The sequence below is a fragment of the Mesorhizobium sp. WSM4312 genome, assembly GCF_002294875.1.
In the GTDB taxonomy this organism is placed as follows: Bacteria; Pseudomonadota; Alphaproteobacteria; order Rhizobiales; family Rhizobiaceae; genus Mesorhizobium.
This window is the reverse complement of sequence record NZ_NSFU01000004.1, coordinates 95,278-108,800: the sequence shown is the minus strand read 5'-3', so window position 1 is coordinate 108,800 and position 13,523 is coordinate 95,278. Positions and strand designations below refer to the sequence as shown.

General features: G+C 63.7%; 12 protein-coding genes. 7 read left to right on the top strand and 5 right to left on the bottom strand.

Going from position 1 to position 13,523, the window contains the following annotated elements:
- Positions 1-3 precede the first annotated feature (3 nt).
- Both CK228_RS07605 and CK228_RS07600 read right to left on the bottom strand, forming a co-directional pair.
- Positions 4-414 (bottom strand): VOC family protein, encoded by a 411-nt coding sequence (locus CK228_RS07605; protein WP_095772973.1) that lies wholly within the window; start codon positions 412-414, stop codon positions 4-6.
- Complete coding sequence (locus CK228_RS07600) at positions 411-923, bottom strand: DMT family transporter (protein ID WP_095787415.1); 513 nt, start codon at positions 921-923, stop codon at positions 411-413. The genes CK228_RS07605 and CK228_RS07600 overlap by 4 nt, the downstream gene beginning before the upstream one ends.
- Before the next feature lie 86 nt (positions 924-1,009).
- On the opposite strand from CK228_RS07600, the gene CK228_RS07595 reads away from it, so the two are divergent.
- Complete coding sequence (locus CK228_RS07595) at positions 1,010-1,906, top strand: LysR family transcriptional regulator (protein WP_095787569.1); 897 nt, start codon at positions 1,010-1,012, stop codon at positions 1,904-1,906.
- A 165-nt stretch (positions 1,907-2,071) separates the two neighbouring features.
- Complete coding sequence (locus CK228_RS07590; RefSeq protein WP_095772974.1) at positions 2,072-3,514, top strand: MFS transporter; 1,443 nt, start codon at positions 2,072-2,074, stop codon at positions 3,512-3,514.
- A 35-nt stretch (positions 3,515-3,549) separates the two neighbouring features.
- On the opposite strand, the gene CK228_RS07585 is transcribed toward CK228_RS07590, so the two are convergent.
- Positions 3,550-4,254 carry a nitroreductase gene (locus CK228_RS07585; protein WP_179295836.1) on the bottom strand — a complete coding sequence of 235 codons (705 nt, stop codon included), beginning with the start codon at positions 4,252-4,254 and terminating at the stop codon, positions 3,550-3,552.
- A 204-nt stretch (positions 4,255-4,458) separates the two neighbouring features.
- Between CK228_RS07585 and CK228_RS07580 the strand changes: the two genes are divergently transcribed.
- From CK228_RS07580 to CK228_RS07560, 5 genes are all read left to right on the top strand, one after another.
- Entirely contained in the window at positions 4,459-5,022 is a 564-nt protein-coding gene (locus CK228_RS07580; protein ID WP_095772976.1) for an XRE family transcriptional regulator, read from the top strand.
- 97 nt (positions 5,023-5,119) lie between these two features.
- Positions 5,120-7,573, top strand: coding sequence for an FAD-dependent oxidoreductase (locus CK228_RS07575; protein ID WP_095787413.1), 2,454 nt, complete (start codon positions 5,120-5,122; stop codon positions 7,571-7,573).
- Positions 7,570-8,469 carry a homocysteine S-methyltransferase family protein gene (locus tag CK228_RS07570; protein ID WP_095772978.1) on the top strand — a complete coding sequence of 300 codons (900 nt, stop codon included), beginning with the start codon at positions 7,570-7,572 and terminating at the stop codon, positions 8,467-8,469. Before CK228_RS07575 ends, CK228_RS07570 begins: the two co-directional genes overlap by 4 nt.
- On the top strand, positions 8,469-9,650 hold the full coding sequence (locus CK228_RS07565; RefSeq protein WP_095772979.1) for a pyridoxal phosphate-dependent aminotransferase: 1,182 nt from the start codon (positions 8,469-8,471) through the stop codon (positions 9,648-9,650). The genes CK228_RS07570 and CK228_RS07565 overlap by 1 nt, the downstream gene beginning before the upstream one ends.
- Entirely contained in the window at positions 9,647-12,094 is a 2,448-nt protein-coding gene (locus CK228_RS07560) for an FAD-dependent oxidoreductase (protein ID WP_095787412.1), read from the top strand. Before CK228_RS07565 ends, CK228_RS07560 begins: the two co-directional genes overlap by 4 nt.
- 212 nt (positions 12,095-12,306) lie before the next feature.
- Here CK228_RS07560 and CK228_RS07555 read toward each other — a convergent pair whose 3' ends face one another.
- Both CK228_RS07555 and CK228_RS07550 read right to left on the bottom strand, forming a co-directional pair.
- Positions 12,307-12,894, bottom strand: a complete 588-nt coding sequence (locus tag CK228_RS07555) for an NAD(P)H-dependent oxidoreductase (protein WP_095787411.1) — start codon at positions 12,892-12,894, stop codon at positions 12,307-12,309.
- The gene (locus CK228_RS07550; protein WP_095787410.1) at positions 12,894-13,475 is read right to left on the bottom strand and encodes an NAD(P)H-dependent oxidoreductase; all 582 of its coding nucleotides are present in this window, start codon (positions 13,473-13,475) and stop codon (positions 12,894-12,896) included. Before CK228_RS07550 ends, CK228_RS07555 begins: the two co-directional genes overlap by 1 nt.
- Positions 13,476-13,523 lie beyond the last annotated feature (48 nt).

Sequence of the window (13,523 nt, the reverse complement as noted above, 5' to 3'; positions counted from 1 at the left end):
CGGCTAGGATTGCTGCGCGACGGCGTGCCAGTCGGTGTTCTGCAGGACAACACGATAGCCGTCGCAATCCTCGAAGGTGATGCCTTGCCTGTCCCAAAAGGGATTGAAGGACGGCACCGCGGCGTAGCCATGGTCCTTCATGCGCTGGATGGCCGCCTCCCAGGCGTCACGATCCGGCATGTAGAAGACAACCAGATTGTCTGCTGTGGGCGCCCTGCCCGCTTCATGACCATGGGCGTGGGTAAATTCGAAATGATAGGCGTCGCCGGGCTGCCCGAGCATGACGCCGTCGAAGCCATCGTGATCGCTGAAGCGAAACAGCTCCTGAAGGCCGAGACCATCCCGGTAGAAACGGATGACCGCCGCCAGATCGTTGGTCGGCCGCGCCACTCGCAGGACGAGCTGAGGTTTCATTTGCTGTCTCCTTTTTGGTCCGGATTGAAGTCGAGTTGGCTTGCCCGTGGCGCAATCGTGCTTGCCCATTGCGTCACCACGAGCCCGCCAATGATCAGCGCAAGTCCGGCGAAACGAGCGACGGTCACTGGCCGATGGGCAAAGCTCATCAAGGCGAAATGATCGATGACCAATGACGCGGCCATCTGGCCTGCAATCACGGCAACGATGAAGCTCGCGGCACCGAGCTTCGGTGCCAGAAGCAATGCGGCAGTGATGTGGGCCACGCCTGCCGCACCGCCGATCCAGATCCACCACGGACCTTTGACTGCCATCCCGACGGCGGGAACGGGCAGCTTGAAGCCTATCATGACCGGGACGATCAACACGGCGCTCACACCCAGAGAAACGAAGGTTGCCCAGAGCGGGTGATCGAGCAGGCGGCCAAGCATGGCGTTCGCCCCAGCCTGGAAGGGAACGGCGGTCCCTGCCAGCAGGGCGGCGATCAGAAAGGAAAAGGTGCTGGCCATGAGATTGTCTCCATATCGATCATGGCCGACTACATCATCAGGTTCACATATGGAAATTCGATTGTCGTACACATAGTATGCATGAAATGAATAATCTCGCCGCTATCGATCTGAACCTGCTCGTCGTACTGGAGGCCTTGCTGGCCGAACGCCACGTTTCGCGGGCGGCAATCCGCTTGAACAAGAGTCAGCCCGCTGTCAGCCATGCGCTCGCCAGGCTGCGTCACCTTCTCGATGACCCGCTGCTGGTCAGGCGGCAAGGGGGCATCGAGCCGACGGCGCGCGCCATGGAAATCAGCCCGGCGCTCACCGAGGCACTCGACCGCATGCGGCACCTTCTGGCGCCGGCTGGCTTCGACCCGGCAACGGAGCGCCGAACGTTTCGGCTCGCCATGTCGGACTATGGCGCGGCGGTCATCCTGCCGGCCCTGCTGCCGCTCATGCGGGCGCAGGCACCGCAGGTCGATCTCATGGTCAGCCAGGCGAGCCGCGAGGTCATGGTTTCGCAAATCGTCGACGGCGAGATCGATCTGGCCTTTGGCGTCTTTCCCGACCTGGATCGATCCGTGCGCTCGCATCGCTTGTTCGACGAGCGTTTTGCCTGTCTCGCCGATGCGGCAAGTCTTGGCGGCAGAAAGACGATGGATCTGGCGACTTATCTCAAGCGGCCGCACGCGCTGGTCGATTTGCGGCCCGAGCGCCAGAGCGAGGTCGACAAGGCCCTGGCCGGATTGGGCCGCAAGCGGCGGCTCTGCCTCATCATCCCGCATTGGGGCGTCGGGCCACACCTGATCGCCGGCACCGACCTGGTTCTTACCATCGCCAGCCGGATACTTCCGGCGCCGGACAATCGGATTTGCGTGTTCGCCCCGCCTTTCGAAATCCCGGCCTTTCAGTTCACGCAGATCTGGAACAAGCGACGCGACGGCGACCCGGCGCACCAATGGCTGCGGTCGCAGCTTCAGCATCTGCTTGACGGTTGAGCAGGCTGAGCGGCGCGACATCGCTTCTGGCCTCAATGCCGGCCGGTTCTGCCGCTAGAGAATCGCACAGTGGGCGGCCATGGTGGAAAACGTGGCCGCCAGATCGGCCCAAGGGATAAAAATCCCGTCTCAGGCTCGGCACATTCGTTTGGTTCGAACATTCCCATGACCGCAGAACTATCCGCCGGCGCCACGGATCGCGCCGATGTGTCGGCCCGAGCCTTGCTTCTGCTGCCGCTGACGGTCGCTTGCGGTGTGTTCATGACCAGCCTCGACCAGAATGTCGTGGTGACGGCGCTGCCCGGTATCGGCGAAAGCCTCGCCCGCCCGCCGAGCCAGCTCGGTTTGCTGATCACCGTCTATGTCGCCAGCCTGATCATCTCGATGCCGCTCGGCGGCTGGGCGGCCGACCGCTTCGGCCTGCGCAACGTCTACTGCTTTGCCTTGCTGGTGTTCGCCACCTCCTCGGCGCTCTGCGGCCTGTCTGATAACATCTGGACACTGGTCGGCGCCCGCGCGCTGCAGGGATTTGGCGGGGCGCTGATGGGCACGCTCGGCCAGGTCGTCATCCTGTCGAGCTTTCCGCGCAACCGGACGCTGAAGATCAACATGTATATCTCGGTCGCCAGCCAGACGGGACCGCTGGTCGGGCCGCTCGTCGGCGGCGCGCTGACCACCTACATTTCCTGGCGCTGGATCTTCTTCATCAACGTCCCGTTCGCGCTGGCGGCGGCGGTCCTTGCCGCCTCGCTGTTCCCGACGGTGACCAAGCCCGTTCGCACGCGGTTCGATTTTCCAGGCTTCCTGCTGGTCGGCAGCGGCATGATCCTGCTGGTGTTCGGCATGGACTCGCTTGCTGCCAAGGACGCCGCCGGCGGCATGATTGCCGGCGAACTGGCGCTGGCGGTCATCATCTTGTCGGTTGCCTCGCTCTACTGCCTGCGCGTGCCAAATCCCTTGCTCGACCTCAAGCTCCTGCGCATCCGCACCTTCCGCATCTCCTTCCTCACCGGCGGCGGGCTGGACACGATCGGGCTGAGCTCCGTCGCCTTCCTGCTGCCGCTGATGTTCCAGCTCGGCTTCGGCATGAGCGCGGTGCAGGCGGGATCGCTGACCTTCGTTGCCGCGCTCGGCTCGGTGATCATGCGTTTCTTCATGCCGCGCGTCCTCAACCGGTTCGGCTTCCGCCTTGTCCTGGTCTTCAACACGCCTGTCGTTGCCGCCATGGTCGCCGGCTTTGCCTTGATGCAGGCGACGACGCCGGTGTGGATCGTGCTTGGCTATATCTTTGCTTTCGGCGTTTTTCGGTCCGTCCAATGGGCCTCGACCGGCAACCTCGCCTATTCCGACATAGCCCCCGACCAGCTCGCCCGCTTCAGCGCGCTCTACTACATCCTCTGGCAGCTCGCGGTGGCGGTCAGCGTCGGCCTGGCGGCGGCCATGCTATCGTTCCTGGCCGGCGGCGGACCTGCCGTGACCAATGACTTCCGGATCCTGTTCGCGATCGAGGGCATCATCACGCTCTGCGCGCTGTTTGCCTATCTCAAGCTGACACCGCGGGACGGCGCCCATGTCAGCGGACATGGCATGCAGATGAATACGGAATAGCCACCATACGCCGCCGATTTCCTTCGGCGACCGCTCTATTCGCTGAACGACACCCACTCTTCCAGCGGCACGCGGTCGGTGCGGAAGGCGTTTTCCGGCTTGGAGGTGTCCTCATAGCCGAGCGCCATGCCGCAGACGACGATCTCCTCGTCGGGAATGTTGAGCACCGGCCGGATCTGCCGATGATAGGGCGCGAAGGCGGCCTGCGGGCAGGTGTGCAGGCCCCTGCCCCGCGCAGCGACCATGATGTTCTGCAGGAACATGCCGTAGTCGATCCACGAACCCTGGTTGAGCCGGCGGTCGATGGTGAAGATCATGCCCACCGGCGCGTCGAAGAAGACGAAGTTGCGGTCGTGCTGGGCACGCATCCTGTCGACCTCGCGGCGGCCGATGCCGAGCGCGCCGTAAAGGCCGAAACCGTTGGCGCGTCGCCGCGTCAGATAAGGTTCGAAGAACTGGGTGGGATAGTAGCGATACTCGTCCCAGTCGGCCTTTTCGGCGCGGATACCGGAATTCAGAACGGCGTCCGATATACGCTGCTTGGTCTCGCCCTTGGCGACGTAGACCCGCCATGGCTGCATGTTGGTGCCGGACGGCGCGCGTGCCGCAACCGCCAGAATGTCGCGAATGGTGTTGTCGTCGACCATATCGGGCAGAAATGCGCGCACCGAACGGCGCGACACGATCGCCTCGTCGACGATCTCGGCCTCATCCGCTATTCGAGCCTTCTTTTCCAACATGGGCCGTCCCTTAGCCATTGCGTCGATCGGACGTCCCCACTCGCCGCTTGCGGCGGAGCCTTTGCATGAACCGTCAAAATCCTGCAAGCAAATCTTGAGCATTGGTGAAAATCAACTTGATTTTTTCATGAGCTTGATTTCTCATGAAATTCGGATTGAATTTTTCATGAAGTGAGCGTTTTGGCGTCTCCTACCGCACGAACATTGCAGGGACCTGACGAACGTGTGCTGGCCGGCGATATCAGGGCGCTGCGCCGGGCACGCGGGCTGACGCTCGCCGAAATCGCCCTGAAGCTTGGCCGTTCGGTCGGCTGGGTCAGCCAGGTCGAACGCGGCCTGTCGACGCCGTCGCTCAGCGACCTCAGGGCGTTCGCCGAACTGTTCGGTGTGCCGATCAGCCTGTTCTTCAGCCATGACGTGCCGGTCGAAAGCGAGCGCGGCGTGGTGGTGCGCGCCGGCAGGCGCCGCACGCTTGGCACCAGCGAATCCGGCCTGGTGGAAGAACTCCTGTCGCCCGATCTCGGTGGTAGCTTCGAGATGGTGCGCTCGATCTTCGCGCCGGGCGCGGAGATGAAGACCGAGCAGCTGCGGCCGACCGAGGAAGCCGGATATCTCGCCTCGGGTATTTTCGAGATCGAGATTGCGGGCGTCTGGCACCGGCTCGGCGAAGGCGATTCCTTCCGCTTCGAAGGCAAGCCCTATCGCTGGCGCAATCCAGGCACCGAGCCGGCGGTTGTCATCTGGGTGGTTTCGCCGCCGGTTTATTGACATGCATGTCGCCCAAAACTGTGCAGCGGTTTTGGCATAACGACATGCATCACAACAAAAAAGGAAGCGCAACGCGCTTCATTTCTGGGAGAAGAAGATGGCGGGTTTGCCGAGCACGGCGCGCGTGGTGATCATCGGAGGTGGCGTCGTCGGTACCTCCTCGCTCTATCATCTCGCCAAGGCGGGCTGGACCGACTGCGTGCTCCTGGAAAAGAACGAGCTGACATCGGGCTCGACCTGGCATGCAGCCGGTAATGTGCCGACCTTCTCCTCGTCCTGGTCGCTGATGAACATGCAGCGCTATTCGACCGAGCTTTACCGCGGGCTGGCCGACGCGGTCGACTATCCCATGAATTACCACGTCACCGGCTCGCTGCGCCTTGCCCATACGAAAGAGCGCATGCAGGAATTCCAGCGCGCCAAGGGCATGGGCCGCTACCAAGGCATGGATATCGACGTGGTCGGCGTCGACGAGATCAAGGGCCGTTACCCCTTCATCGAGACGCACGACCTGAAGGGCGCGCTCTATGACCCGAGCGACGGCGACATCGACCCGGCGCAATTGACCCAGGCGCTGGCCAAGGGCGCGCGCGACCTGGGTGCGAAAATCATCCGCTTCTGTCCCGTCACCGGCGTGCGCCGCGAGAAGGACGAATGGGTGGTGGCCACACCGCAGGGCGAGATCCGCTGCGAGATCGTTGTCAACGCCGCCGGTTACCGTGCCGCCGAAGTCGGCAGGATGGTCGGTCGCGAAGTGCCGATGATGGTGATGAGCCATCAGTACATATTGTTCGAGGAAATCCCCGAACTCGCCGCATGGTCGAAGGAACAGGGCAAGAAACTGCCGCTGCTGCGCGATGTCGATACGTCCTACTATCTGCGCCAGGAAAAGGCCGGCATGAATCTCGGCCCCTATGAGCGCAATTGCCGTGCGCATTGGGCTGATCACAACGATCCGATGCCGGAGGATTTTTCCTTCCAGCTCTTCCCCGACGATCTCGACCGGCTGGAACATTATCTGGCAGACGCCGTCGCCCGCGTGCCGATCCTGGGCACGGCCGGCTTGTCCAAGGTCATCAACGGACCGATCCCCTATGCGCCGGACGGCAATCCGTTGATCGGCCCCATGCCCGGTGTGCCCAACGCCTTCGAGGCCTGCGTCTTCACCTTCGGCATCGCCCAGGGCGGCGGCGCCGGCAAGGTGCTGGCCGAATGGGTCACCCAGGGCCAGACCGAATGGGATATGTGGTCCTGCGATCCGCGCCGCTTTACGTCCTTTGCCTCGGCGCCGGACTATTGCATCGCCAAGGGCATGGAAATCTACGGCAATGAATACGCCATCCAGTTCCCGCGCCATGCCTGGCCGGAAGGGCGAGACCGCAAGCTGTCGCCGATCCACGACCGCACGAAGGCACTTGGCGGTCGCTTCGACGCCTATAATGGCTGGGAACGCGCCACCTGGTACGCGCAACCCGGCGACGACATTTCCGAGGAGGCAACACTGACCTTCCGTCGCGACGGACCCTGGCAACAGCGCGTGCGCGAAGAATGCCTGGCAGTGCGCGACGCCGCCGGCATCCTCGATCTGCCCGGCTTCTCGCGCTTCAACCTCGAGGGCCCCGGCGCCGCCGAATGGCTGAGCCTGCAGGTCACCGGCCTGGTGCCGAAGCCCGGCCGCATCGGCCTTGTCTATTTCGCCGACGACAAGGGCCGCATCGTCACCGAAATGTCGGTCGTTCGCCACGGCGAGGACCAGATGACGCTGATCACCGCGGCGGTCGCGCAATGGCATGATTTCGAATGGCTGAAATCCCGCATGCCGGGGGATGCGGCCTTCGCCCTGACCGACCGGACCGAGGACTATTCCACCCAGATCCTGGCCGGTCCCAATTCGCGGAAAATCCTGGCCGATGTCAGCGACGCCGATCTCACTCTGCCGTGGCTGACGCATCAGGAAACTGAGATAACAGGCCGCTGGGCCAAGCTCGTTCGCGTCTCCTTCGCAGGCGAACTCGGCTGGGAAATCCACACCAAGACCGGCGACACCGCCACCATCTTCGACGCCATCTGGGCGGCCGGGCAGAAGCACGGGCTGAAACCCTTCGGCATGTACGCGCTGGATTCGCTCAGGCTTGAAAAAGGCTACCGCACCTGGAAGGGTGATCTGTCGACCGACTATTCCATCCTGCAGGGCGGGCTCGAGCGCTTCGTCAAATGGGAGAAGCCCGATTTCCGGGGCAAGGCAGCGCTGCAGAACGAGAAGCAGCAAGGCGTGAAGAAGCGCTTCGTCACGCTGGTCGTCGAAAACCCAGGCGATTGCGACGCGCCCTACATGTCGACGCTGTGGCATGGCGGCCAGATCGTCGGCGAGACCACCTCGGGCGGCTGGGGCCATCGCATCGACAAGTCGATCGCGCTCGGCATGCTGCGGATGGATTTGACCGAGCCCGGCACCTCCGTCGAGGTCGAAATCTTCGGCGATCGTTTCCAGGCGGTCGTGCAGAAGGACGAGCCGCTCTGGGATCCCAGAAACGAGAGGCTGCGCGCATGAAGAATGTCATCCTCACCGATGGCGGCATGGGCCAGGAACTGGTCCGGCGAAGCAAATCCGAGCCGACGCCGTTGTGGTCGGCCAGGGTCCTGATCGACGAACCCGATCTGGTGCGCGACCTGCATGCCGAATTCATCCGCGCCGGCGCGCGCGTCATCACCATCAACACCTATTCGGCGACACCTGAACGCCTGGCGCGCGAGGGGGCCGAGGACCTGTTCAAGCCGTTGCAGAAGCGCGGCATCGAATTGGCCAGGCAGGCCTGTGATGAAGCCGGCGAGGCAGCGATCGCCGGCTGTCTGTCGCCGCTTTTCGGCAGCTACGCCCCGGCGCTGACCATTTCCTACCAGGAGACGCTCGACATCTACCGCCGCATCGTCGCGGAGCAGGCCGACGGCGTCGATCTGTTCCTCTGCGAAACCATGGCCTCTGCCGATGAGGCGCGCGCGGCCGTCACCGCGGCATCGGAAAGCGGCAAGCCGGTCTGGGTGTCGTGGACGCTCGCCGATCACGGCGCGCCGCGACTGCGCAGCGGTGAAACAATAGCCGCCGCGGCAAACGCGCTCGATGGCATGCCGATAGCGGCGCGGCTGCTCAACTGCTGCCGGCCGGAAGCGATCGCCGCCGCCTTGCCTGAACTGATCGACCTCGGCGGCCCGGTCGGCGCCTATGCCAATGGCTTCACCTCCACCGAGGCGCTGAAGCATGGCGGTACCGTCGATGTGCTGCACGCCCGCCACGACCTCGGCCCAGACGCCTATGCCGAGCAAGCGATCGGCTGGGTGCAGGCAGGCGCCGACATCGTCGGCGGCTGCTGCGAAGTCGGCCCCGCCCATATCGCCGCACTGCGCGGCCGGCTCGAACAGGCCGGCTACCAGATATCAGGAGTTCAGTGATGCCCAGACCATCGTCTCGCATTTCCGGCATCGTGCCTTCGGGCAAGGATGGCTGGGAGGTTCATTTCGCCGCCTGGACCCGCAAGGAAGCCGGCGAAGACATCATCATGCTGTCGGTCGGCGACCACGACTTCGACACGCCTTCGCAAACGATCGAGGCCTGCGTGACCGCGGTTCGCGGCAGCAACCACCACTATACCCCGCTTCCCGGCCTGCCGCGCCTGCGCCAGGCCATGGCGGCCGCCTCCAGCGCCTGCACCGGCGTCGAGACGACGCCTGATCAAGTCATCGCCACGCCGGGCGGCCAGGCCGCCCTTTATGCGGCCGTGCAGGCCGTTCTCGACCAGGGCGACCACGCCATCGTGGTGGCACCCTATTATGCCACCTATCCCAATACGTTCAGCGCCGCCGGCGCCAGTTTCACCGTCGTCGAGACGCCGGCCGAGGATGGGTTTCAACCCCGCGCCGACATGATCCGCGCGGCCCTCAAGCCCAACACGCGCGCCATCCTGATCAACACGCCGAACAATCCGACGGGTGCGGTCTATTCGCGCGAGCGGCTGGAACAGCTGGCGCAAATCTGCAGGGAGCACGATCTCTGGCTTTTGTCTGACGAGGTCTACTGGACGCTGGGCGGCGGCGAGCATGTCTCGCCACGCTCACTGCCCGGTATGGCCGAGCGCACGCTGGTCATCAATTCCATGTCCAAGAGCCATGGCATGACCGGCTGGCGCATGGGCTGGCTGACCGGTCCGCAGGATATGATCACGCTGCTCATCAACCTCAATCTAGTGACGACCTACGGCCTGCCGGCCTTCATCTCGATCGCCTGCGCCGAGGCGCTTGAGAACCGTTACGGCGTCAAGGAGATCGCCGAGCGCTACGCGGCGCGCCGGACCGTCCTGCTGGATGCCGTGCGCGGCATGAACAATGTCAGCGTGCACGGTTCCGAAGGCGGCATGTATGTCATGCTCGACATATCCGATGTCGAACCCGACGACGAAAAATTCGCCTGGGCCCTTCTCGACCAGGAGAAGGTCGGCGTGATGCCCGGCTCCAGCTTCGGCAAAGCCGCCGCCGGCCACATCCGCATCAGCCTCTGCCAGCCCGAGCCCGTACTGCAGGAAGCGGCCGCTCGGCTGCGCCGTTTTGCTTCCACCTATCGCCGCGAGGCCGCATGACCAAGACCGTCCCTGCCAAGGCCCGCGCGGTGATCATCGGCGGCGGGGTTTCCGGCTGTTCTGTCGCCTATCACCTGGCCAAGCTCGGCTGGACCGACATCGTGCTCCTGGAACGCAAGCAACTGACCTCGGGCACGACCTGGCACGCCGCCGGTCTGATCGGCCAGTTGCGCGGTTCGCAGAACATGACGCGGCTGGCGAAATATTCGGCCGACCTCTACGTCAAGCTGGAAGCCGAGACAGAGGTCGGCACCGGCATGCGCCAGGTCGGCTCGATCACCGTTGCGCTGACCGAGGAGCGCAAGCACGAGATCTACCGGCAGGCATCGCTGGCGCGCGCCTTCGACGTTGACGTGCGCGAGATTTCGCCGAATGAAGTCAAGCAGATGTATCCACATCTCAATGTTTCGGACGTCGTCGGCGCCGTGCATCTGCCGCTCGATGGCCAGTGCGACCCCGCCAACATCGCCATGGCCCTGGCCAAGGGCGCACGCCAGCGCGGCGCCACCATCGTCGAGAATGTGAAGGTCACCAAAGTCCACACCAGGAATGGCCGCGTTACCGGCGTGTCGTGGGCGCAGGGTGACGAACAAGGCATGATCGAAGCCGACATCGTCGTCAATTGCGCCGGCATGTGGGCCCGCGAACTCGGTGCCCAGAACGGCGTCACCATTCCGCTGCACGCCTGCGAGCATTTCTATCTCGTCACCGAGCCGATCCCCGGCCTCTCCCGCCTGCCGGTGCTGCGCGTTCCGGATGAGTGCGCCTACTACAAGGAAGACGCCGGCAAGATGATGCTCGGCGCCTTCGAGCCGGTGGCAAAACCCTGGGGCATGGACGGCATCCGCGAGGATTTCTGCTTCGACCAATTGCCCGATGATATGGACCATTTCGAGCCGATCCTCGAAATGGGTGTCAACCGCATGCCGATGCTGGCCACCGCTGGTATCCACACCTTCTTCAACGGCCCCGAAAGTTTCACGCCTGACGACCGCTATTATCTCGGCGAGGCGCCGGAATTGCGGGGCTACTGGATGGCGACCGGCTACAATTCGATCGGCATCGTCTCCTCGGGCGGCGCCGGCATGGCGCTGGCGCAGTGGATCAACGATGGCGAAGCGCCCTTCGACCTATGGGAGGTCGACATCCGCCGCGCCCAGCCGTTCCAGAAGAACCGCCGCTATCTCAAGCAGCGCGTCTCCGAAACGCTCGGCCTGCTTTACGCCGACCATTTCCCCTATCGGCAGATGGCGACATCGCGCGGTGTGCGCCGCTCGCCCCTGCATGAACACCTGAAGGCGCGCGGCGCCGTGTTTGGCGAGGTCGCCGGCTGGGAGCGAGCCAACTGGTTCGCCCGCGAGGGACAGGAGCGCGAATACCGCTATTCCTGGAAGCGGCAGAACTGGTTCGACAACCAGCGCGACGAGCATCTGGCGGTCCGCAACAAGGTCGGCCTGTTCGACATGACCTCGTTCGGCAAGATCCGTATCGAGGGCCGCGATGCCTGTGCCTTCCTGCAGAGGCTGTGCGCCAACGATATGGATGTGGCGCCGGGCAAGATCGTCTACACCCAGATGCTCAACCAGCGCGGCGGCATCGAGAGCGACCTCACCGTGTCCAGGCTCTCGGATACGGCCTACTTCCTCGTCGTTCCAGGCGCCACGCTACAGCGCGATCTGGCCTGGCTGCGCCGGCATGTCGGCGAGGAGTTCGTGGTCATCACCGATGTCACGGCGGCCGAAAGCGTGCTCTGCCTGATGGGTCCGGATGCGCGAAAGCTGATCCAGAAAGTCAGCCCCAACGATTTCTCCAACGAGAACAATCCGTTCGGCACGTTTCAGGAGATCGAGATCGGCATGGGACTGGCCCGCGCCCACCGCGTCACCTATGTCGGCGAACTCGGCTGGGAGCTCTATGTCTCGACCGACCAGGCCGCCCATGTCTTTGAGGCGATCGACGAGGCGGGTGCGGATGTCGGTCTGAAACTCTGCGGCCTGCACACGCTGGATTCCTGCCGCATCGAAAAGGCCTTTCGGCATTTCGGCCACGACATCACCGACGAGGACAATGTGCTGGAAGCCGGCCTCGGCTTCGCGGTGAAGACCGCAAAGGGCGATTTTCTCGGCCGCGATGCGGTGCTGAAGAAGAAGGAAGCCGGATTGAAGCGCCGGCTGGTGCAGTTCCGGCTGAAAGACCCGCAGCCGCTGCTCTTCCACAACGAAGCCATCCTGCGCGACGGCAAGATCGTCGGCCCGATCACCTCGGGCAACTACGGCCATTATCTCGGCAGTGCGATTGGGCTCGGCTATGTGCCGTGCCAGGGCGAGAGCGAGGCCGATATGCTGGCCTCGACCTTTGAGATTGAGATCGCCGGCAAGCGGTTCGCAGCGGAGGCCTCGCTGAAGCCGATGTATGACCCAAAGGCGGAAAGGACGAGGATGTAGCGCAGTCCTGTCCTTCTCCCTTGTGGGAGAAGGTGGATCGGCGCGTAGCGCCGACACGGATGAGGGGTGCGTGACGAAGCGCAGCGTGAAAAGATCGAAGGATCACAAGCGCTTACTACCGCAGAGCAGAGTTCCTTCGCGCACCCCTCATCCGACCTCGCTTCGCGAGGCCACCTTCTTCCGCAAGGGGAGAAGGGAACGTCGCGCATCGCTCAAAACCGCTCCAGCTTCGTCCGCACCTTCGCCAAAAACGCCGCCCGCGTCTTTGGCGTCGAGGCGTCCATCAGATAATGCGCCAGGAAGAACGTCCTGCACCGTCTCGCGCACAGCGCCCGCATGCCGCGCAGCAACGTCTTGCGTCCAGGCTGGCCGACCACGACGCTCCACCAGGTCGGCGCGCCGCAGGTGGTGATGACACCGACCTTGCTGACATGCGTCATCAGCGATGTGATCCGCCCCTTGCCCGCCGGCAGTTTGAAGGCGACGTCCGTCGCCCAGACCCGGTCGAGCCAGCCCTTCAGCATCGCCGGCAGCCCGTACCACCAGGTCGGATAGACGAACAGGATCGCCTCGGCCCAGGCGAGCAGCTCGAAATGCAGCTTCAGCGCCGGGTCCTGCGGCGCCTGATTGTTGTAGCTGCGCCGCTCGTCGCAGCCCATCACCGGGTCGAATTTCTCGGCATAGAGGTCGAGCAGCCGCACCTCCCAGCCCCTTGCCTTGAGCACATCCAGGGCGGTGTCGCGGATTGCGGCGCAAAAACTTTCCGGCACCGGATGGCAATAGACCACGAGGACCCGCATCAGAATGCATCCATGCTCGCCGCCACCTTCGTCATGAAGGATTTTCGTGTTTGGTCGGTCGACAGGTTCATCGCGTAATGCGCGAGGTAAGTCACCGGCGCGCCGGGCTTTACGGTGGCGCGCAGCATGCGCTTGATCAGCTTGCGGGGCGGATCGCCCATCACAATGGCACGGAACCGGCTGCCGCCATAGGTGGTGACGGCCGCGACCTTCCTTATGTTGTGCAGCGACGGCTGCACCTTGCCGTCGACCAGCCTGAACGACACGCCGGGCAGAAAGACGCGGTCGAAAAAACCTTTCATGATAGCGGGGAAACCGTAATTCCAGACCGGATAGGAAAGCACCAGCGCCTCGGCCCGCAGTAGGCGCTCGACATAGGGCGCCGCCTGGTCCTTGGAGCCGCGCTGGTTGTGATAATCCAGCCTCTCCTGCCGCACTAGCCGCGGGTCGAAATCCTCGGCATAGAGGTCGCAGTCGTCGACATTATGGCCCGCTGCCGTCAGCCGCTCGACGATCAACCGGTGCAGGCCGGCATTGAAGCTGGTCTCGACCGGGTGGGCGTAGAGTACGAGGATGTTCACGGGACAACATCCCGCAGGTCAGGGCGAGGCCAGGCGTTCGTCATTGCA

Bases quoted from the DNA above. Each gene is read 5' to 3' on its own strand.
- CK228_RS07560 (WP_095787412.1), top strand. From the start codon at position 9,647: ATGACCAAGACCGTCCCTGCCAAGGCCCGCGCGGTGATCATCGGCGGC.
- CK228_RS07605 (WP_095772973.1), bottom strand. From the start codon at position 414: ATGAAACCTCAGCTCGTCCTGCGAGTGGCGCGGCCGACCAACGATCTG.
- CK228_RS07555 (WP_095787411.1), bottom strand. From the start codon at position 12,894: ATGCGGGTCCTCGTGGTCTATTGCCATCCGGTGCCGGAAAGTTTTTGC.
- CK228_RS07590 (WP_095772974.1), top strand. From the start codon at position 2,072: ATGACCGCAGAACTATCCGCCGGCGCCACGGATCGCGCCGATGTGTCG.
- CK228_RS07575 (WP_095787413.1), top strand. From the start codon at position 5,120: ATGGCGGGTTTGCCGAGCACGGCGCGCGTGGTGATCATCGGAGGTGGC.
- CK228_RS07565 (WP_095772979.1), top strand. From the start codon at position 8,469: ATGCCCAGACCATCGTCTCGCATTTCCGGCATCGTGCCTTCGGGCAAG.
- CK228_RS07570 (WP_095772978.1), top strand. From the start codon at position 7,570: ATGAAGAATGTCATCCTCACCGATGGCGGCATGGGCCAGGAACTGGTC.
- CK228_RS07600 (WP_095787415.1), bottom strand. From the start codon at position 923: ATGGCCAGCACCTTTTCCTTTCTGATCGCCGCCCTGCTGGCAGGGACC.
- CK228_RS07595 (WP_095787569.1), top strand. From the start codon at position 1,010: ATGAATAATCTCGCCGCTATCGATCTGAACCTGCTCGTCGTACTGGAG.
- CK228_RS07585 (WP_179295836.1), bottom strand. From the start codon at position 4,254: ATGTTGGAAAAGAAGGCTCGAATAGCGGATGAGGCCGAGATCGTCGAC.